The 17,484-nt window shown below is 65.8% G+C and carries 18 protein-coding genes; 10 read left to right on the top strand and 8 right to left on the bottom strand.

Annotation, left to right across the window (positions count from 1 at the left end; all coding sequences use genetic code 11):
* Positions 1-113: 113 nt before the first annotated feature.
* A complete protein-coding gene (locus tag ACQR0W_RS03610) occupies positions 114-1,742 on the bottom strand; it encodes a fatty-acid--CoA ligase (protein ID WP_315715522.1) in 1,629 nt (542 codons plus the stop codon).
* Between ACQR0W_RS03610 and ACQR0W_RS03605 the strand changes: the two genes are divergently transcribed.
* Complete coding sequence (locus tag ACQR0W_RS03605; protein ID WP_434888666.1) at positions 1,689-3,161, top strand: extensin family protein; 1,473 nt, start codon at positions 1,689-1,691, stop codon at positions 3,159-3,161. The genes ACQR0W_RS03610 and ACQR0W_RS03605 overlap by 54 nt on opposite strands.
* A gap of 96 nt (positions 3,162-3,257) precedes the next feature.
* Here ACQR0W_RS03605 and ACQR0W_RS03600 read toward each other — a convergent pair whose 3' ends face one another.
* Complete coding sequence (locus ACQR0W_RS03600; protein WP_011925214.1) at positions 3,258-3,938, bottom strand: L,D-transpeptidase; 681 nt, start codon at positions 3,936-3,938, stop codon at positions 3,258-3,260.
* A gap of 344 nt (positions 3,939-4,282) precedes the next feature.
* Between ACQR0W_RS03600 and ACQR0W_RS03595 the strand changes: the two genes are divergently transcribed.
* Both ACQR0W_RS03595 and ACQR0W_RS03590 read left to right on the top strand, forming a co-directional pair.
* Positions 4,283-5,260, top strand: a complete 978-nt coding sequence (locus ACQR0W_RS03595) for a magnesium transporter CorA family protein (protein WP_315715525.1) — start codon at positions 4,283-4,285, stop codon at positions 5,258-5,260.
* A 391-nt stretch (positions 5,261-5,651) separates the two neighbouring features.
* On the top strand, positions 5,652-5,870 hold the full coding sequence (locus ACQR0W_RS03590) for a hypothetical protein (protein ID WP_409998659.1): 219 nt from the start codon (positions 5,652-5,654) through the stop codon (positions 5,868-5,870).
* A 256-nt stretch (positions 5,871-6,126) separates the two neighbouring features.
* On the opposite strand, the gene ACQR0W_RS03585 is transcribed toward ACQR0W_RS03590, so the two are convergent.
* Positions 6,127-6,879: an SDR family NAD(P)-dependent oxidoreductase gene (locus ACQR0W_RS03585; RefSeq protein ID WP_315715526.1), complete on the bottom strand. Its 753-nt coding sequence runs from the start codon at positions 6,877-6,879 to the stop codon at positions 6,127-6,129.
* Positions 6,880-7,018: 139 nt separating this feature from the next.
* On the bottom strand, positions 7,019-7,669 hold the full coding sequence (gene pdxH, locus ACQR0W_RS03580; RefSeq protein ID WP_315715527.1) for a pyridoxamine 5'-phosphate oxidase: 651 nt from the start codon (positions 7,667-7,669) through the stop codon (positions 7,019-7,021).
* A gap of 125 nt (positions 7,670-7,794) precedes the next feature.
* Here pdxH and ACQR0W_RS03575 point away from each other — a divergent pair, with 125 nt between their 5' ends.
* Both ACQR0W_RS03575 and ACQR0W_RS03570 read left to right on the top strand, forming a co-directional pair.
* Positions 7,795-8,199 (top strand): RT0821/Lpp0805 family surface protein, encoded by a 405-nt coding sequence (locus tag ACQR0W_RS03575; protein WP_315752065.1) that lies wholly within the window; start codon positions 7,795-7,797, stop codon positions 8,197-8,199.
* 112 nt (positions 8,200-8,311) lie between these two features.
* Positions 8,312-9,274 (top strand): DnaJ C-terminal domain-containing protein, encoded by a 963-nt coding sequence (locus ACQR0W_RS03570; RefSeq protein ID WP_315828080.1) that lies wholly within the window; start codon positions 8,312-8,314, stop codon positions 9,272-9,274.
* A 369-nt stretch (positions 9,275-9,643) separates the two neighbouring features.
* On the opposite strand, the gene ACQR0W_RS03565 is transcribed toward ACQR0W_RS03570, so the two are convergent.
* Complete coding sequence (locus ACQR0W_RS03565; RefSeq protein ID WP_316187449.1) at positions 9,644-10,417, bottom strand: anti-sigma factor family protein; 774 nt, start codon at positions 10,415-10,417, stop codon at positions 9,644-9,646.
* Positions 10,418-10,508: 91 nt separating this feature from the next.
* Positions 10,509-10,997 (bottom strand): sigma-70 family RNA polymerase sigma factor, encoded by a 489-nt coding sequence (locus tag ACQR0W_RS03560; RefSeq protein ID WP_315752062.1) that lies wholly within the window; start codon positions 10,995-10,997, stop codon positions 10,509-10,511.
* 206 nt (positions 10,998-11,203) lie between these two features.
* Here ACQR0W_RS03560 and fabI point away from each other — a divergent pair, with 206 nt between their 5' ends.
* From fabI to ACQR0W_RS03540, 4 genes are all read left to right on the top strand, one after another.
* Positions 11,204-12,037 (top strand): enoyl-ACP reductase FabI, encoded by an 834-nt coding sequence (fabI, locus tag ACQR0W_RS03555; protein WP_315715532.1) that lies wholly within the window; start codon positions 11,204-11,206, stop codon positions 12,035-12,037.
* Between the two features lie 26 nt (positions 12,038-12,063).
* A complete protein-coding gene (locus ACQR0W_RS03550; RefSeq protein ID WP_315715533.1) occupies positions 12,064-12,663 on the top strand; it encodes a histidine phosphatase family protein in 600 nt (199 codons plus the stop codon).
* Between the two features lie 114 nt (positions 12,664-12,777).
* A complete protein-coding gene (aroC, locus tag ACQR0W_RS03545; RefSeq protein ID WP_315715534.1) occupies positions 12,778-13,863 on the top strand; it encodes a chorismate synthase in 1,086 nt (361 codons plus the stop codon).
* A gap of 58 nt (positions 13,864-13,921) precedes the next feature.
* Positions 13,922-15,112 carry an adenylate/guanylate cyclase domain-containing protein gene (locus ACQR0W_RS03540; protein WP_315828083.1) on the top strand — a complete coding sequence of 397 codons (1,191 nt, stop codon included), beginning with the start codon at positions 13,922-13,924 and terminating at the stop codon, positions 15,110-15,112.
* Positions 15,113-15,121: 9 nt separating this feature from the next.
* On the opposite strand, the gene clpS is transcribed toward ACQR0W_RS03540, so the two are convergent.
* Complete coding sequence (gene clpS / locus ACQR0W_RS03535; protein ID WP_315740885.1) at positions 15,122-15,427, bottom strand: ATP-dependent Clp protease adapter ClpS; 306 nt, start codon at positions 15,425-15,427, stop codon at positions 15,122-15,124.
* A 226-nt stretch (positions 15,428-15,653) separates the two neighbouring features.
* On the opposite strand from clpS, the gene ACQR0W_RS03530 reads away from it, so the two are divergent.
* Positions 15,654-16,508, top strand: a complete 855-nt coding sequence (locus ACQR0W_RS03530; protein WP_316187448.1) for a DUF1194 domain-containing protein — start codon at positions 15,654-15,656, stop codon at positions 16,506-16,508.
* 64 nt (positions 16,509-16,572) lie between these two features.
* Here the strand turns inward: ACQR0W_RS03530 and ACQR0W_RS03525 are convergent, their stop codons facing one another.
* A complete protein-coding gene (locus ACQR0W_RS03525; RefSeq protein WP_316187446.1) occupies positions 16,573-17,415 on the bottom strand; it encodes a nucleotidyltransferase domain-containing protein in 843 nt (280 codons plus the stop codon).
* Positions 17,416-17,484 lie beyond the last annotated feature (69 nt).

Here is a 17,484-nt window from a genome sequence, read left to right as displayed (position 1 = left end):
GCTTCCTATTCGCCTTTGGTCGAGGCGAGGGCGATGGAACTTTTTGCGCGGAACGCAAACGGCCCCCGCGGGGGCGCAGGGGCCGTGAGTCTCGCGCGGAGCGGGAGTTGTTGCTAGGCGGCGGCGTTGGGGAAGCGATAGCTCTTGAACTGGTCGCGCAGCGCAGTCTTCAGGATCTTGCCCGTTGCCGTGTGCGGGATGCCGTCGACGAAGGCGACGTCATCGGGCATCCACCATTTGGCGATCTTGCCTTCCATGTATTTCAGGATGTCCTCGCGCGTCGCGGTCTGGCCGGGCTTCAACTGCACGATCAGCAGCGGGCGCTCGTCCCATTTCGGATGATAGACGCCGATCACGGCAGCCTCGGCGACGGCGGGATGGCCGACCGCGAGATTCTCGAGGTCGATCGAGGAGATCCATTCGCCGCCGGACTTGATGACGTCCTTGGAGCGGTCGGTGATGCGCATGTAGCCATGTTCATCGACGGTGGCGACGTCGCCGGTGTCGAAGAAGCCTTCATCGTCGAGGATGTTGCTGTCGACCTTGTAGTAGGCCTTCGACACCGCAGGACCGGACACCTTGAGCCGGCCGAAGGTCTTGCCGTCCCACGGCAACTCGGTGCCGGCATCGTCGGTGATCTTCATCTCGACCCCGAACGGCGGGAAGCCCTGGGTCTGCAGCACATCGAGCTTGGCGTCGCCGTCGGCGGCGAGGAACGGCGGCTTCAGGGTGGCGAGCGTGCCGATCGGGCTCATCTCGGTCATGCCCCAGGCATGGCGCACGCCGATGCCCATGTCGAGGAAGGCCTGGATCATCGAGCGCGGCATCGCCGAGCCGCCGCACACGACCATCTTCAGATGCGGCAGTTTGAGGTTATGCGCCTGCATGTGCTGCAGCAGCATCAGCCACACCGTCGGCACGCCGGCGGTGTAGGTCACCTTCTCGGTGTCGAGCAGCTCGTAGACCGACGCGCCGTCGAGCTTGGGGCCGGGCATCACCAGCTTGGTGCCCATCGAGGGAGCGGAGAAGGCAATGCCCCAGCTGTTGGCATGGAACAGCGGAACCACCGGAAGCATTGTGTCTGCTGCGGACGTACCGAGTGAATCCCGGCTATTGGCCATCAACGCATGCAGCACGTTGGACCGATGCGAATACAGCACACCTTTCGGATCACCAGTGGTGCCGGACGTGTAGCACATCGCGGCTGCGGTGTTCTCGTCGAAGGTCCCCCAGGCGAAATCGCCGTCGGCCTCGCCGATCCACGATTCGTAGGCGACGGCATTCTTGAGCGTCGTCTGCGGCATGTGCGCGGCGTCGGTCAGCACGATGTAGCGCTCGACGCTCGGCAGCTTGTCGGCGAGCTTCTCGAGGATCGGCACGAACGTCAGATCGGTGATGACGATGCGGTCCTGGGCATGGTTGATGATCCAGCCGATCTGCTCGGGAAACAGGCGCGGATTGACCGTGTGACAGATCGCGCCGATTCCCATGATGCCGTACCAGACCTCGAGATGACGGCCGGTATTCCAGGCGATGGTGGCGACGCGGTCGCCCAGCTTGATGCCGTCGCGCGTCAGCTTCTGCGAGACCTTGAGAGCGCGGTCGTGGATTTGCCGATAGGTGGTGCGAACGATGGGGCCTTCGACCGAGCGGGTCACGACCTCCTGGGAGCCGTGGATTGTCGCCGCATGCTCGATGATCCGGTGACAAAGCAGGGGCCAGTCTTGCATCAAACCAAGCATCAGGTCGTTCCTCCGGTATTCGCTTGCAGCGAGGGTCTTTTGGTCTCTTTGGTCAATTTTAGCGCGCGCCGCACCCGACGCAAATGGGCTTGTGATGGCCACGACGTCGCGCCGGGCGTGATGGTTAGCGCTGTGGCCGTGGCGATCGCATTGAGCTGGCTCATGGCGGCGCCGGCGGCTGCCGCGAAATCGGCGCACCGCAGCCCGCCCGCGGCCTCTGAGCCCGCAGCGAAGCTGGCCGACGGCGTTGCCAAGGTGCCGCTTCCGCAGCCGCGGCCAGCCGACGCGCCGGCGCGGGAGGCGGCCAAGGGTGAGGATGCCGCTCCGCGCGACGCGGCCAGCGCCGGTCCAAAGGCGGATGCCCAAGCCCCGCCGCCGCCTTCGGCCTGCCGGCTGGCCCTGACCGAAGAGGTCGCGATCGCGCCATCGATTCCGCCGATCAAGGGGCCTGGCGGCTGCGGCGGCGAGGACCTGGTGCGGCTGGAGGCGGTGGTGCTGCCTGACAAGCGCAAGGTGGCGCTGACGCCCGCGGCGACCATGCGTTGTCCGATGGCGACCGCGGTCGTCAACTGGGTGCGCAACGATGTGGCGCCGCTGGCCGAACGGCTCGGCAGCGCGGTCGCCGCGCTCGACAATTTCGATTCATATCAGTGCCGCGGCCGCAACAATGTCAACGGCGCGCAGCTGTCGGAGCACGGCCGTGCCAATGCGCTGGACGTCCACGGCTTCAAGCTGGCCGACGGCCGCATGGTCGATCTCACCGACCGCACCCAGCCGCGCGATGTGCGCGAGGCGGTGCTGCACGCGGTCTGCACCCATTTCTCCACGGTGCTTGGCCCCGATTCCGACTGGTACCACGAGGACCACATCCATCTCGACCTGATCGAACGGCGGAACAACTACCGCATCTGCCAATGGGACGTGTTGGATCCGCTGCCGAAGGTCGCGCCCCTGATGCCGGCCGCCAGACCCGAAGACGCGCCGCCACGCGAGACCGCGCAGGCCGGCACCGAAAACGCCCGGAAGAGCCCGAGCACCAAAGCCGAGCACAACGACGGCGGTCGCGCCGGCGCCGACGAGACGAAGGCCGACCCCTCGGCCGCAGCGGAGAGTCCTTCTGCTGACGACAGCTCCCGACGGGCCGACGCGGAAGCAGGGCCTCCGGCCGCAAAGCCCGTTGCAACGGCCCGCAGCCGGCGGACCGCGTCCCAGTCGGCAACTGAACAGCAAGAGCCCGGAAGCTCCGCCGCAGAGGCGCGCGCGCCGACCGCAGCTTCCGACACAGCGCGGAATGCAGCCAGGCGGGACCAGCGCGCACAGAACAGTCCCCGCGTGGGTCGGGCTTCGCCGTCGAAACCGGCTTCTCGGAAGCGCCATCACAGCCGTCGTGGCTGGGATCCCTTCCGCGGATTGTTCTAGCCCCCAAAACAAAAGGCGCCGGGTGACCGGCGCCCTTGGAAAGGCTGCTAAACGCGTTTCTCGGCTTTTTGATATCGTGCCGGCTTCAGCCGAGGCTCACTGCATCGCAGCGTAGGTGCCCCCGCCCTGCAGCGCCATCTGCGGCTTGTAGGGCGAATCACCCTTCTTCGGATCGAGGACCACGACGATGGTGCCGACCTTCACCCGGTTATAGAGGTCGATCGCGTCCTCGTTCGTCAGGCGGATGCATCCCGAGGAGATCGAGGCGCCGATATATTCCGGCTGGTTGGTGCCGTGGATGCGGAACAGCGTGTCCTTGCCGTTGGCATAGAGGTACATCGCGCGCGAGCCCATCGGATTGTCGGGGCCCGGGGCGACGAAGGTCGGAACGCCCAGCCGCTCGATCTCGCCCTTGGTCGGATGCCAAGCCGGCCACTCGGTCATGGCGCCGACCTTGGCGATGCCCGACCAAGCCATGGCCTCTTCGCCGACGGTGATGCCGTAGCGGATCGCCTTGCCGCCATCCAGCACGTAATAGAGGTAGTGGCTGTCGGAATCGACGACGATCGAGCCAGGAGCTTCCTTGCGGTGATAGTCGACGATCGCGCGCCGATAGGGCTCGGCCACCGGCGTGTTGGTGTAGCGGATCTTCGCGAGAAGTTCCTTGTCCTTCGGCTTGAAGGCCTGGGTGTTGGTCGCCTCGTACGTCGTGGCCTGCATGCAGCCCGACAGCATCAGGCCGGCGGCCAGGAGTCCGAGTTTCACCTTCAGCGACATGTCACCAATTCCAATCGACAGCTGACGTTGCAATGACACGGCCGCGCCACTGCAGCGCGATTCCACATGTCCCATTATCGTCAAAATCGTTCTCAATTCCAGCCGATACACGCACAGGTCACGCTGCAGCGCCGCGATTGTTGCTTTTTTGCCGCAAAGTTGCGGGCAGTCATCCACAGCTGTGCTTCGAATGGCACGGTCAGCTCCCCCTCGGCGCCGCGCGAGAGGCCGCGGAGCTTTGGCGCGAAAAGCCGATGGACCGGACTCGCAAGCTGCGTCACAAGGCGGCAGCATCCCACCGCTAAGTCCCCGAAATTCAGGTTTTCGCGATTCGGAGTTTGTCCATGTTCTCGGTGTTCGTCCCGTCCGAAACCGCGCTGAAGAAGATGGCGATCACCGATCCCGCGGCTCTGCCGGACAATGCGGTCTGGGTCGACCTGGTGAACCCGAGCAGTGCCGAGGATCGGGCCGTCGAAAAGCTGGCCGGGATTGCAGTGCCGACGCGCGAGGACATGCAGGAGATCGAGATCTCCAGCCGCCTCTATATCGAGAACGGCGCCCGCTACATGACGGCTACGCTGATGTGCCACTCGGACTCCGATATGCCCAGGACCACCGCCGTCACCTTCATCCTGGCGGGCCACCGTCTGGTGACGGTCCGCTACGACCAGCCGCGACCGTTCGCCGTGGTGGAGGCAAAGCTCGCTCGCAACTGTGCGCCCGGGATCACCGGCGAGATGGTGCTGATGGAGTTGCTCGATGCGGTAATCGACCGCTGCGCCGACATTCTCGAGAAGGTCGGGGCCGATATCGACCAGGTCAGCCACGAGATCTTCGAGCCGAACAATGAGCGTCACGGGCACGCCAAGCAGTATTCGCAGATCCTGATCGCGATCGGGCGCAAGGGCGACCTGACCTCGAAGGTGCGTGAGAGCCTGGTGTCGATCGGTCGTCTCGTCACGTTTCTCTCTGCGGTCGTCGAAGGCGTGAAGTGGTCGAAGGATATGCGCGAGCAGCTCAAGACCATGCAGCGCGACGTCGCCTCGCTGACCGACCACGCGTCCTATCTCGCGGGCAAGATCACCTTCGTGCTGGATGCGATGCTCGGTGTCGTCAACCTCGAGCAGAACAACATCATCAAGCTGTTCTCGGTGATGGCGGTGGTGCTGATGCCGCCGACCTTGATCGCATCGATCTACGGCATGAACTTCAAGATGATGCCGGAGCTCGAATGGGTGCACGGCTATCCGATGGCGCTGGTGCTGATGCTGATCTGCGCGATCGTGCCGTACTACATCTTCAAATTGAAGAAGTGGCTGTAGTGCCGCGGGCCTGAAAATCCAGGCTCTGTCGACAAATCTGGGCGAGGCCTGCGGCATTGTGCCGTCATTCCAGGTGATGCCTCATTCGCGCCCCGTTGTTAGCAGCGGGACAGAGTCCGTCGCTATGCACCTCAGGTGACACAAGCGGTGAGATGCAACACATAATGGGAAATACTTGTTAGGCCGGCTGCAATGCCGCTGCAAAGCCGCCCCAATTCCTCAGGTAAAATTTGATGGGAACGCTGAACGTTTGATCGAAACTTCTCTGCGATAAATCTGCACCAGCATGACAAACAACGAGCGCCTCGGCGCGTGGCATGCAAGGCAGAGCTCGAGGGCGCGTTCATCGCGCCTTATCCAAGAGGCGGCGGCAATGGTTGAGAAACGCATAATGGCATCGAACAACGTGATCGATCTTGCCAGCTATCAGCGCAGCCGCGCCGACATCGTCGTGGCCCATGCGCTGTCGCCGCGCACCTGCCGCTACTGCGGCGCCGATCTCGAGGAGGACGAGCGCGACGATGATTGCTCCAGCGCCCTCAACGTCGAGTCCGACCGCCTGCGCTGGCGCGCCGCGCAGATTCTGCGCGGTTTGGTGTGCGAAGGCTGAACGACCGTTCTCGACCGGACGGTATTCAGGCAATGCCGCCCGCGCAGCCAGCGACTGGAAATTCAGTACGCCGATCCCATCCCATGAACAGCGTTCCCTCCGGGAGCGCTGTCTTGTTTGTGGTGGTCGGTAGGTCCGTATCGATCTTCGGAGATGGCGTTAATCACGCCTTCGCGCGGTCATCGGGAACTTGCCGAACGTGGCAAGCCGCCATGAACCAAATCGAACACGGGCAACCGTCTCCGCGCCGAATGGCTCAGACGTGCTGGCCGCCGTTGATGTGGATCTCGGCGCCGTTCACGTAGGAGCTGGTCTCCGAGCACAGCACGTAGATGATCTTGGCGACCTCGTCGGGCGTGCCGAGGCGCTGCATCGGGATCTGCTCCTGCACGATCTTCTCGGTGCCCGGCGACAGGATCGAGGTGTCGATCTCGCCCGGCGCGATCGAGTTGACGCGGACGCCGACCCGGCCGAAATCCGACGCCATCTCGCGGGTCAGGGCGGCCAGCGCCGCCTTGGAGGTCGCGTAGGCCGCGCCGGCGAAGGGATGCACGCGCGAGCCGGCGATCGAGGTGACGTTGACGACGGAGCCCTTGGCCGCCTTCAGCTCCTTGATCAGGCCGCGCGCCATCATGATCGGCGCGAAGAAGTTGACGCGGAAGACGTGATTCCAGGTGTCGAGGTCGGTGTCGACGGTGCCGAGCCGGGCACCGCCCGCGCCCTTCGGCGAGATCGCGGCGTTGTTGACCAGCGCGTGCAGCTCGCCGCCGTCGATCCGCTGTTTGATCTCGGCGATCGCGCGCACGGTGTCCTGGGGATCGGACAGGTCGACCTGGACGTGGTCCTCGGGGCCGGCGCCCCACGGGCATTCTTCGGGAAAGGGGTGCCGCGAGCAGGTGAGGACGCGCCAGCCGGCTGATGAGAAGCGGATCACGGTGGCATGACCGATGCCGCGGCTGGCACCGGTCAGCAGCATCGTGCGCCGTGGCTGATTGGAAGAGGTCGGCATGAACTGCGTCTTTCACGATCCCGGACGGGATCAACTTACCACAATGGTTGTGCGTTCGGCGCCTGATTCACGCGCGCGATGGCGATTCGTTGGCGTATCGGACGCCTGGAGGCCGGGCGCAAGCCCGCGCGGCGATCCCCTACGGATACATCCGCACCTTGGTCCACGGCCGGCCCGAAGCCTCGCGCCGGAATTCGATGCGGTCGTGCAGGCGGAATGGCCGGTCGTGCCAGAACTCCATGCTGACGGGAGTGATGCGCCAGCCGCTCCATCCTGGCGGGCGCGGCACCTCGCCGATGATGTATTGCGCGGCGACCTTGGCGATCGCCTGCTCGAACGCGAAGCGGCTCTCCAGCGGCTGCGACTGCTTGCTGGCCCAGGCGCCGAGCTGCGCCTGCTTCGGCCGGGTCGCGAAATAGGCGTCGGCCTCTTCGTCGGTCACCGGCGCCACGAGGCCGCGGATGCGGACCTGGCGGCGCAGCGATTTCCAGTGAAACAGCAGCGCGGCCTTCGGATTGGCGGCGAGCTCGCGGCCCTTCTGGCTGGCCTTGTGGCTGTAGAAGACGAAGCCGTCCTCGTCATAGCCCTTCATCAGCACCATGCGCACGTCAGGCAGCCCGCTGTCGTCGACCGTTGCCAGCGCCATCGCATTCGGATCGTTGGGCTCGCTCTTGCCGGCTTCGGCAAACCACGCCGCAAACAGCGCAAACGGCTCGCCGGCCTGGGTAAAATCGGCCGATGTACCGGATGTTAAGGTTGTCTGGTGTTTGATGCTCGTGGGGTCGGTCATGTGTATGGGGAGTCCGAGTTTTGCGTTCACCCGCGGCCAGGCGCGTGCAAGTCCATTCTGGTCCGGCCCTATATAGGGCATCGGTCCGGCTTGGCCTATCCGCGATCGGTCATGCCGGCACGGCTTTGACACTCATTCTAATCGGCCTGTCCGGCGGCGGCTGCAGCCTGTCGCGCCCTGAAACGGCCTTTGCCAAGATGGACGATGCGGAGATCACCGGCGCGGTCAGCCCGCCGCCCGAGCGCGAGCCGACCGAAGCCGATCTCGCTTTTGCCCGCAACGCCGCGTCGGACGTGCTGACCAAGGGGAGCAAGGATTCCAGCCAGCCGTGGCAGAATCCCCAGACCGGCGCCCGCGGCTCGGTGACGCCGATCGCCAAGTCCTACACGGCCGACAACGGCCGCACGTGCCGCGATTTCCTGGCGAGCTACGTCAACGGCAAGACGGAACGCTGGCTGCAGGGCTCGGCGTGCCGTATCGAGCGTGGGCGCTGGGACATCCAGACGCTCAAACCCTGGCAGCAAAGCTAGCCGGGGTCGTCTGGACCCCGTTGCAAAAATACAACGGACTCCCCAGATGAAATGCGAAGCGGGCGGGGAGCCCATAGGTTAGTATCTGACTTTCTGTAAGGAGACGTGACGGATGCGCGACCCCTATGAGGTCTTGGGGGTGCCGCGAAGCGCCAGCGCTGCGGCCATCAAGAGCGCCTATCGCAAGCTCGCCAAGAAGCATCATCCCGACAGCAACAAGGATGACCCGAAGGCATCGGCGCGGTTTGCCGAGATCAATTCGGCCAACGAGATCCTGGGCGACGAGGAGAAGCGCAAGCAGTTCGATCGCGGGGAGATCGACGCTGACGGCAAGCCGCGCTTCCAGGGCTTTCCGGGTGGCGGCGCCGGCCGCGGCGGGCCGGGTGGCGGCTTCGAGAGCTATACCTTCCGCAGCGGCGGTGGGCCGGGCGGCGGCTTCGGCGGTGGCGGATTCGAGGACATTCTGAACAGCATGTTCGGCGGCGCCGGCGCGCGCGGTGCACGCGGCGGCGGCGGCTCGTTCGAGTTCGACACCGGCGGTGTCGGCCTCGACCTCGATCTGAAGGTTGCAATGTCGGTCTCGCTCGAGGAGTCCGTCAATGGCGGCGAGAAGCGGGTGCGGCTGCCGTCGGGCAAGGAGCTCAACGTCAAGGTCCCCGCCGGTGTTACCGCCGGCCAGCAGATTAGGCTGAAGGGGCAGGGCGAGAGCGCGCCCGGACACCGGCCGGGTGATCTCCTGATCACGATCCAGATCGCGCCGCATCCGTTCTTCAAGGTCGAGGGCAGCGACCTCAGGCTCGATCTGCCGATCACGCTTTACGAGGCGGTCCTGGGCGCCAAGGTGAGGGCGCCGACGCTCGGCAGCGCGGTCGAGCTGTCGATCCCGAAGAACACCTCCAGCGGCCGGACCTTCCGGCTCAAGGGTAAGGGCCTGCCCAAGAGCGACGGCTCGGCCGGCGATCTGTTCGTCACCACCCGGATCGTGCTGCCCGACGGCAACGACGCAGAGCTCGAAGCCCTGATGACCAAATGGCGCGACCGTCATCCCTACAATCCGCGCAGCAACCTCTCCTGAGGTTGCGCGTTGCGGGCCACTCGGCTGAAAGCTGAAGGACGAGCTGGAAAGCTGAGAAAAAAGTGCGGCCTCGAAAGGGGGACCAGCGCGGTACAAAACCCCGATCGAGGCCGCTTCCGTGTCGATCGGCGGATCGAACACTCCTCATTTTTTCGTGAACATTTGGCGCTATATTGAGACGTGCCGGTGACCTGATTCCAGATTTCCGGTGACCGAATTGCGGCGCCGACCCTGGGGTGTCGCCCGCCTGAGCCATGCGGGGATCAGTATCCTCTCGGGCAGCGTTCGCGGCCATCCTGCAAACGCTTCTGATCACGGCCGTAATCGCGCCGAGGCCGGCACCTCGCGAAATCGGGCAATGGTCCGCCGCTAGCCGCCCGCCCGTTCGGTCTGGTCATAAACAAGGCGCGCGACCTGGGTGAGACGCGTCCGGTCACTGCTGCCGCTGACGACGTAGCTGACGCCGCGCTCCGCCCATGAGAGTGCGGCGGTGTTGCCCTGCGCCGTATAGCGCATCTCGGCCGCCTCGATCCCGACCTTGGTCGCATACACCGTGAAGCGCTCGCCGGAGGTGCTCTCGTACATCAGGAAGGACGCCGGGCCGGTCGGCCCCGGCAGCAGCCGGCCGCCGACGAGCTTCAGTCCGGTGGTTTCCAGCTCCGGCGCCTGCACGGTGCGACCGCAGCGCCGCGTCAGCCATTGCTGCAGATGGGCCTTCTCGTCGCCAGGAACCTCGACCGGATGGCGCACCTCCACGACATAGAGCCGGTGCGCATCGAGCGCCTCGCCGGCGAGGGCCTGGAGCGGCGACGGCGCGGACGCGGCGCCACGCGCGACCCAGCCGACCGCGCCGCCGACCGCGAAGGCCGCCACGCTTGCCGCCATGGCCGCGACGACCCAGCGCCGCGGCCGGCGCTCCAGACCGTCGAGGTCGAGCCGCGGCGGCACCGGCTCGTTGACGATCGAATCGTAGCGGGCATGGAGCGCCTCAGCCATGCTGCGCCAGGATTGCACCCGCTCGGCGTCCGCCGGATGCGCGGCCAGCCAGCGCTCGACGTCGCTGCGGCGCTCGGCCGGCAGCTCGTTGTCGACATAGGCGTGCAGCTCGTCTTCGGTGACGGGAATGGTCGGCTCGGTCATCATCGGGGTCTCGTTGCAATCGGGCGGCTGCGGCGATGCGCGGTCGCTGCAGGCTTGGGCAGCCGAACATGGCAGGGCGGCTTTTGTGCAGTGGTCATTTCACCCTCCGCAGCGCCGGCCGCTCGCCCTCGAGCACGGCACGGACATGGGCGCGGGCGCGGGCGAGGCGGGACATCACGGTGCCGATTGGGACACCCTGGATGTCGGCGACCTCGCGGTAGCTCAGGCCTTCGAGCACGACGAGGAGAAGCGCCGCGCGCTGCTCCTCCACCAGGGTCGCCAGCGCGTGCTCGATGTCCCGGCCCTCGGCCTCGGTGCCGCTGGCGTCGGCATTGTCGTCCTGGAGCGGCATGAAGTGCGGCCGCCGCGCCAAGGAGCGCCGGCGGTTCTTGTTCAGATTGGTCAGGATCGTGTACAGCCAGCTCCTGATGTCGCCGCCCAGGAACAGCCGCTCCGAGCGCAGCGCCCGCACCAGCGTGTCCTGGACCAGCTCGTCGGCCGCGTCCATGTCGCGCGCCAGCGCCCGGGCATAACGGCGCAGTGCCGGAATCATGGTCTCGACGCTCTGGCGGAACGCGTTCATGGAATGCCCTGCGGCTGTTCGCTGCGATGACAAGGGCGCAGGCCGCAGCCGGCGTCTTGCAAAGATCATAACCCCGCGATGATCAGCGTATTCCGGACCGCAAGCCCTGCGGGGGAGTTTGCCACAGAGCGGGCGGAATGGGGCTGTACCGGGCCAGACCGGTGGTGTACGTCCAGTCCTTAATAATCAGTTCGATGGGAAGCCGCATGGCGCAGATTTCAGGTTTGATGCAGGGCAAGCGCGGGGTCGTCCTCGGCGTGGCCAACAACCGCTCGATCGCCTGGGGCATCGCCAAGGCCGCGCGCGCGGCCGGCGCGGAGATCGCGTTGACCTACCAGGGCGACGCGCTGAAGAAGCGGGTCGAGCCGCTGGCGGCCGAGCTCGGCGGGCTCGTGCTCGGCCATTGCGATGTCACCGATCCCACGACCATCGACGCGGTGTTCGACGTGCTCAAGGAGAAGTGGGGCCAGATCGATTTCGTGGTCCACGCCATCGCCTTCTCCGACAAGGACCAGCTCGACGGCCGCTACATCGAAACCACGCAGGACAATTTCTCCAAGAGCATGCTGATCAGCTGCTACTCGCTGACGGCGATCGCGCAGCGCGCCGAGAAGCTGATGACCGACGGAGGCTCGATCATCACCTTGACCTATTACGGCGCCGAGAAGTGGATGCCGCACTACAACGTGATGGGCGTCGCCAAGGCCGCGCTGGAAGCCAGCGTGCGCTATCTCGCCGCCGATCTCGGCGAGAAGAACATCCGCGTCAACGCGATCTCGGCAGGACCGATCAAGACGCTGGCCGCCTCGGGCATCGGCGACTTCCGCTACATCCTGAAGTGGAACGAGTACAACGCGCCGCTGCGCCGGACCGTGACCATCGACGAGGTCGGCGACAGCGCGCTGTATCTCTTGTCCGACCTGTCGCGCGGCGTCACCGGCGAGGTGCATCACGTCGATTCCGGCTATCATGTCGTCGGCATGAAGCGGCCCGAGGCGCCCGACATCTCGCTCAGCAATTCCGTCGGCGCCAAAGAATAGCGTTCAAGGAATAACGTCAACGCGCAATGCCACGGCCCACGATCTACTACATCCGCCACGGCGAGACGGAATGGAATGCGCTCGGCCGGCTGCAAGGCACGCAGGACATCCCGCTGAACGCGCTCGGGCGGGTGCAGGCGGTGCAGGCCGGCAACATCCTGGCCGAGCTCGCTGCGCGCAACGGCCATGATGCGGCGCGCCTGCCCTACGTCGCTAGCCCCCTCAGCCGCGCCCGCGCGACCATGGAGCTGGTGCGTGAGACCCTGAGCCTGCCAGCCGAGGGCTATGCGCTCGATGCCCGGCTGCGCGAGATCGGCTACGGCAAATGGGAAGGGGCGACGCTGCCGGAAATGCAGGCGGCCGATCCCGCCTTCTATGCCAGGCGGCTGACCGACAAATGGTCGCTGGCGCCCGAGGGCGGCGAGACCTATGCCGACGTCGAGCGCCGCGTGCGCGACTGGTACGATGGGCTGTCTGGCGATATCGTGGCGGTCGCCCATGGCGGCACGGCGCGGGCGCTGATGGTCGCGCTGGGCTTCGAGACGCCGCACGGCGCCGTCGACCTGCCGATCCAGCAGGGCGCGGTCTATGTGTTCGGCGAGAACGGGTTCGAGAAGTACAGTTAGTTTGTCTCCGTCGTTCCGGTGCGCCTTGCAGAGGCGAACCCGGAATCTCGAGAGTCCGGTCTGGTCCTTCGGACCATCCCGGAATGATGGTTTTTCCGGTTGGGTGATCAGCTCATGTCCTTCAACACCTTCGGCCACATGTTCCGCGTCACCACCTTCGGTGAGAGCCATGGCGTGGCCATCGGCTGCGTGGTCGACGGCTGTCCGCCGCGGATCCCGCTCGCCGCCGACGAGATCCAGCGTGATCTCGACCGCCGCCGTCCCGGCCAGTCGCGCTTCACCACCCAGCGCCAGGAGCCGGACCAGGTGAAGATCCTGTCAGGCGTGATGGCTGATCCCGACACGGGCGTGCAGGTCACCACGGGCACGCCGATCGCGCTCCTGATCGAGAACACCGACCAGCGCTCCAAGGACTATTCCGAGATCAAGGACAAGTTTCGTCCCGGTCACGCCGACTTCACCTACGAGGCCAAATACGGCCTGCGCGACTATCGCGGCGGCGGTCGTTCCTCGGCGCGCGAGACCGCGACGCGCGTCGCCGCCGGCGCGATCGCGCGCAAGGTCCTGCCCGACGTGAAGGTGCGCGGTGCGCTGGTGCAGATGGGTCCGCACAAGATCGATCGCGGCAACTGGGACTGGGACGAGGTCGCGCGCAATCCCTTCTTCTGCCCCGACAAGGACAAGGCGGCGTTCTTCGAGGACTATCTCGACGGCATCAGGAAGTCCGGCTCGTCGATTGGCGCCGTGCTCGAGATCGTCGCCGAGGGCGTGCCGGCGGGACTTGGCGCGCCGCTCTACGGCAAGCTCGATGCCGATCTCGCCGCGGCGATGATGAGCATCAACGCCGTGAAGGGCGTCGAGATCGGCGCCGGCTTTGGTGCGGCCGAGCTGACCGGCGAGGAGAATGCCGATGAGATGCGCTCGGCCAATGACGGCACGCGCTTCCTCTCCAACAATGCCGGCGGCATTCTCGGCGGCATCGCCACGGGACAGCCGATCGTGCTGCGCTTCGCGGTCAAGCCGACCTCGTCGATCCTCACCCCGCGCCAGACCGTCGACCGCTCGGGCCAGGAGACCGAGATCCTGACCAAGGGCCGTCACGACCCCTGCGTCGGCATCCGCGCGGTTCCCGTCGGCGAGGCGATGATGGCCTGTGTGCTGGCAGATCATCTGCTGCGCCATCGCGGCCAGGTGGGGTAGCCGCACGCTGCCGCCGCGGCTGTTTGCTGTTGCCACGCTGCTCGCCTAGTGTCGTCCCATGGACGCTTCCAAGCTGCGGGACATCAAGGACTGGCTGGTCGACGGCGCGCGCTCCGCGGCGACGCCGAGCCAGATGATGTCCGAATGCTGCGATCGTCTGGTCGGGCTCGGCGTGCCGCTGTGGCGCGTGGGCGTGTTCGTCCGCACCCTTCATCCTGATATCGCCGGCCGCAGCTTCATCTGGCGCCAGGGGGCGGAGGTCGAGATGGGCTCGGTCGATTTCGGCTTCGAGAGCACGCCGGCCTACAGGGACAGCCCGCTTGCGCGCGTGTTCGAGCAGGGGACCGAGTTCAGGGCCGATCCTCGCGATCGGGAGGCCGAGCTCTTTCCGATCCTGATGGATCTGCGGGCCGAAGGCGTGACCGACTATTTCACTCTACCTTTGACCTTCATCGACCGTGCGGTCCACGCGTCGAGTTGGACCACCAAATCTCCAACAGGCTTCACCGACGCGCATCTGAATGCGATTCGCTCGCTGATGCCGGCTTTGGCGCGCTACACCGAGATCGTCACGCTTCGACGTACGGCCTCGATGCTGCTCGACACCTATGTCGGCAATAGCGCCGGCGAGCGTATTCTGGGCGGCCAGATCCGCCGCGGCCACACCGATACGCTGGATGCGGCGATCTGGCTGTCGGATCTGCGCGGCTTCACGCCCTTGTCCGATCGCCTGCCGGCTGAGGACGTGGTGGCGATCCTCAACCACTATTTCGACTGCCAGGTCGATCCGATCCGCGAGCAGGGCGGCGAGGTGCTGAAGTTCATGGGCGACGGCCTGCTCGCCGTGTTTCCGTTTCGCGAGCAGGGCGGCGATCCGACCGAGGTCTGCGCCCGCGTCCTTGCGGCGGCGCGCGCCTCGCGGGCTCGCGTCGATGCGCTCGAATACGCGGCCGGCGGCACCGGGGAACGCTTCCGCTTCGGCGTCGCGCTGCATGTCGGACGGCTGCTCTATGGCAATATCGGCGGCGGCAACCGGCTCGACTTCACCTGCATCGGCCCGGCCGTCAATCTCGCCGCTCGGCTCGAGAAGATCGCCGCGCGACTGAAGCGGACGGTGGTCGCGTCCGAGGCGTTTGCCGGCGCCTGTCCCGGGCCGCTGACCGATCTCTGGACCGACCTCGGCGAATTTCCGATCGCAGGCCTCGCGACCGCACAACGTGCGTACGGGCTGCGCGAGGAAGGGAATTAGTTCGCCGGCTCAGGTCTCCGGCTCGGTGGTGAACAGCAGCGGGTATCCCTTGGCGCGGCCGGCATCGGTCGCGCGCGTCGCCTTGGTCTCGGCGACGTCCTTGGTGAACACGGCCACCACGCAGACGCCGAGCTTATGCGCCGTGATCATGACCTTGTAGGCCTGGTCCTCGGTCATGCCGAATTCCGCCTTCAGGATCATCACCACGAAATCGCGCGGCGTGAAGTCGTCGTTGACGAGGATCACCTTGTAGAGCCGCGGACGCTCGGTCTTGGTGCGTACCTTCGTCTTGGGCTTGGTGACGGCATCGTTCATTCTAAGGGCGCGCCTGTGTTCCGGATGCGGCAGTCACGCCACGATACAGGCTTCGGCCGCTCCGGGAAACCACGGGCTGCATGCCTTGCGCGATGGGCGCATGCGGCTGCCTGACATCCGGGCAAACCCCAGGGGACTAACCGGAATGTGAATGGATGTGTGCGTTCCCGCTTTGCGCTCTGCGGATTGCATGTCACCATCATCAGACGCGATTGGAGGGCAGCTCATGCGCTGGTGGATCTCGATCGGGGTGGCGTGTCTGGCGGGCGCCTTGGCCGGCGGCGACGTCGCCAGCGTCGTGGCCGCGCCGAGGGCCCAGCCGGCGCAGCAGCTGAGCGAGAAGGAAGCGTCCGTCGACGTCGAACTGATCCTCGCCGTCGACGTGTCCTACTCGATGGACCTGGACGAGCTGGCGATCCAGCGCGAAGGCTACGCCCAGGCGCTCAGCTCGCGCGAGTTCCTGCAGGCGCTGAAGAGCGGCGTGCACGGCAGGATCGCCGTGACCTATTTCGAATGGGCGGCCTCGAGCGACCAGAAGATCATCATTCCATGGCGCCTGATCGACGGACCGGAAAGTGCCGACGCCGTCGCCGCCGAGATCATGAAGACGCCGATCCGCCGCGCGTCGCGCACCTCGATCTCCGGCGCGATCTACTTCGCCATGCCGCTGTTCGATGAGAATCCCTACCGCGGACTGCGCCGCGTCATCGACATCTCCGGCGACGGGCCCAACAACAATGGTCCCTCACCGGTGACGATCGCGCGCGACGAGGCCGTCGACAAGGGCATCACGATCAACGGCCTGCCGATCATGGTCAAGGAGCCGTCCTACTCGACCATGGATATCGAGAACCTCGATCTCTATTACAAGGATTGCGTCACCGGCGGTCACGGCTCGTTCGTCGTCACCATCAAGAGCCGCGACGAGTTCAAGGAAGCCATCCGCACCAAGCTGCTGATGGAGGTTGCCGGACGCTCACCTCCGCCGCGGATCGTGCCGGTCGCCGACGATGCCGACAAGGAGCCGCGCGTGTCCTGCACGATCGGCGAGAAGATCTGGCAGGACCGCTGGGGGCGGTGACCCGCAGGCCCGGGCTGCCGAGCAGACGCGCGCGCGGGGAGACTTGATTGGTAAGGCGCCGATCTCAGCCGGCCGTCGCAGCATGGACCAACGCCTGTTTCAATTCGGCCTCGACCTCCCGCAGGCTGCGGAGCGCCGCACCGAATTCGCCATTGCCGATCGATTGCCAGATGAGCTCCACGCGCGCCGTCAGATCGGCGAGTGCCAGTCCAAACGTCGCGGCCTCCTTGAGCGCACCCTTCTCGTTGATCAGGTAGCGCCCGTTGACCGCAAACAGCACCTGCGCAAGGCAGGCGAGGGCGCGATAGGCGCAGCCCGCGACGTGGGTATGGTCGCCACGCCCGACAGCCAACTCGGCATTGTCGATGCTGAATGCGATCTCCCACTGGAAGCGTGCAATAATCGCGTCGCGCAGGCGGCGCGGATAGGGCGTGCAGCGCGACTTCAGCCCCGCCAGCAGTTGCGCGGGATCGTGCAGCGGGCGGCAGAGCGCGACCTCGCCCATCCAGATCGCCGAGACGAAGCCATGCGGATGGCCTGGCTGGTAGTGCATCTCGATCCGCCCTTTCCGGCAGTCGTCGATCACGCCGCCGACCGCATCGATCTCGCGATAGAGCAGGTCGACCTTGTGCCCGTCGATTCTGAGCCAGCCGCCGCCGACGATCCACTGTCCCCAGCCGCCGACCGCCGTCAGTTCGAGCGTTTGCGGGTCGTCGACGAGCCGCCGCACTGCTTCGCGCAGCACGTCGGTGTCGAGGTCGTGCCTGGATGCGATGTAGAGCCCGACGTCGTAGTCTGAGCCCGCCTGCGCGGTGCCGCGCGCACGTGATCCACCGAGCGCGATGGCGCGCAGTCCCGGGACATCGGCAAGTTCGCCGACGATGCGGGTCAGCAGCGGGTCAGGCATTCACGTGTTCTCCAGGATGACAGTATGAAGTTCTTTCGTGGAAAAACTCCACAGGGCCGCTGTTCAGGC

The organism is Bradyrhizobium sp. HKCCYLRH1034 (genome assembly GCF_051168375.1).
Lineage (GTDB): Bacteria > Pseudomonadota > Alphaproteobacteria > Rhizobiales > Xanthobacteraceae > Bradyrhizobium.
This window is presented reverse-complemented; position numbering and strand designations above follow the sequence as displayed.

What these genes read in the sequence shown, in the direction of transcription:
- ACQR0W_RS03610 (WP_315715522.1), bottom strand. Translation starts at nt 1,742, where the DNA reads ATGCTTGGTTTGATGCAAGACTGGCCCCTGCTTTGTCACCGGATCATC.
- ACQR0W_RS03560 (WP_315752062.1), bottom strand. Translation starts at nt 10,997, where the DNA reads ATGAACGCGTTCCGCCAGAGCGTCGAGACCATGATTCCGGCACTGCGC.
- ACQR0W_RS03565 (WP_316187449.1), bottom strand. Translation starts at nt 10,417, where the DNA reads ATGATGACCGAGCCGACCATTCCCGTCACCGAAGACGAGCTGCACGCC.
- ACQR0W_RS03525 (WP_316187446.1), bottom strand. Translation starts at nt 17,415, where the DNA reads ATGCCTGACCCGCTGCTGACCCGCATCGTCGGCGAACTTGCCGATGTC.
- ACQR0W_RS03570 (WP_315828080.1), top strand. Translation starts at nt 8,312, where the DNA reads ATGCGCGACCCCTATGAGGTCTTGGGGGTGCCGCGAAGCGCCAGCGCT.
- ACQR0W_RS03600 (WP_011925214.1), bottom strand. Translation starts at nt 3,938, where the DNA reads ATGTCGCTGAAGGTGAAACTCGGACTCCTGGCCGCCGGCCTGATGCTG.
- ACQR0W_RS03585 (WP_315715526.1), bottom strand. Translation starts at nt 6,879, where the DNA reads ATGCCGACCTCTTCCAATCAGCCACGGCGCACGATGCTGCTGACCGGT.
- ACQR0W_RS03605 (WP_434888666.1), top strand. Translation starts at nt 1,689, where the DNA reads ATGCTCGATGATCCGGTGACAAAGCAGGGGCCAGTCTTGCATCAAACC.
- aroC (WP_315715534.1), top strand. Translation starts at nt 12,778, where the DNA reads ATGTCCTTCAACACCTTCGGCCACATGTTCCGCGTCACCACCTTCGGT.
- ACQR0W_RS03595 (WP_315715525.1), top strand. Translation starts at nt 4,283, where the DNA reads ATGTTCTCGGTGTTCGTCCCGTCCGAAACCGCGCTGAAGAAGATGGCG.
- pdxH (WP_315715527.1), bottom strand. Translation starts at nt 7,669, where the DNA reads ATGACCGACCCCACGAGCATCAAACACCAGACAACCTTAACATCCGGT.
- ACQR0W_RS03530 (WP_316187448.1), top strand. Translation starts at nt 15,654, where the DNA reads ATGCGCTGGTGGATCTCGATCGGGGTGGCGTGTCTGGCGGGCGCCTTG.
- ACQR0W_RS03540 (WP_315828083.1), top strand. Translation starts at nt 13,922, where the DNA reads ATGGACGCTTCCAAGCTGCGGGACATCAAGGACTGGCTGGTCGACGGC.
- clpS (WP_315740885.1), bottom strand. Translation starts at nt 15,427, where the DNA reads ATGAACGATGCCGTCACCAAGCCCAAGACGAAGGTACGCACCAAGACC.
- fabI (WP_315715532.1), top strand. Translation starts at nt 11,204, where the DNA reads ATGGCGCAGATTTCAGGTTTGATGCAGGGCAAGCGCGGGGTCGTCCTC.
- ACQR0W_RS03550 (WP_315715533.1), top strand. Translation starts at nt 12,064, where the DNA reads ATGCCACGGCCCACGATCTACTACATCCGCCACGGCGAGACGGAATGG.
- ACQR0W_RS03590 (WP_409998659.1), top strand. Translation starts at nt 5,652, where the DNA reads ATGGCATCGAACAACGTGATCGATCTTGCCAGCTATCAGCGCAGCCGC.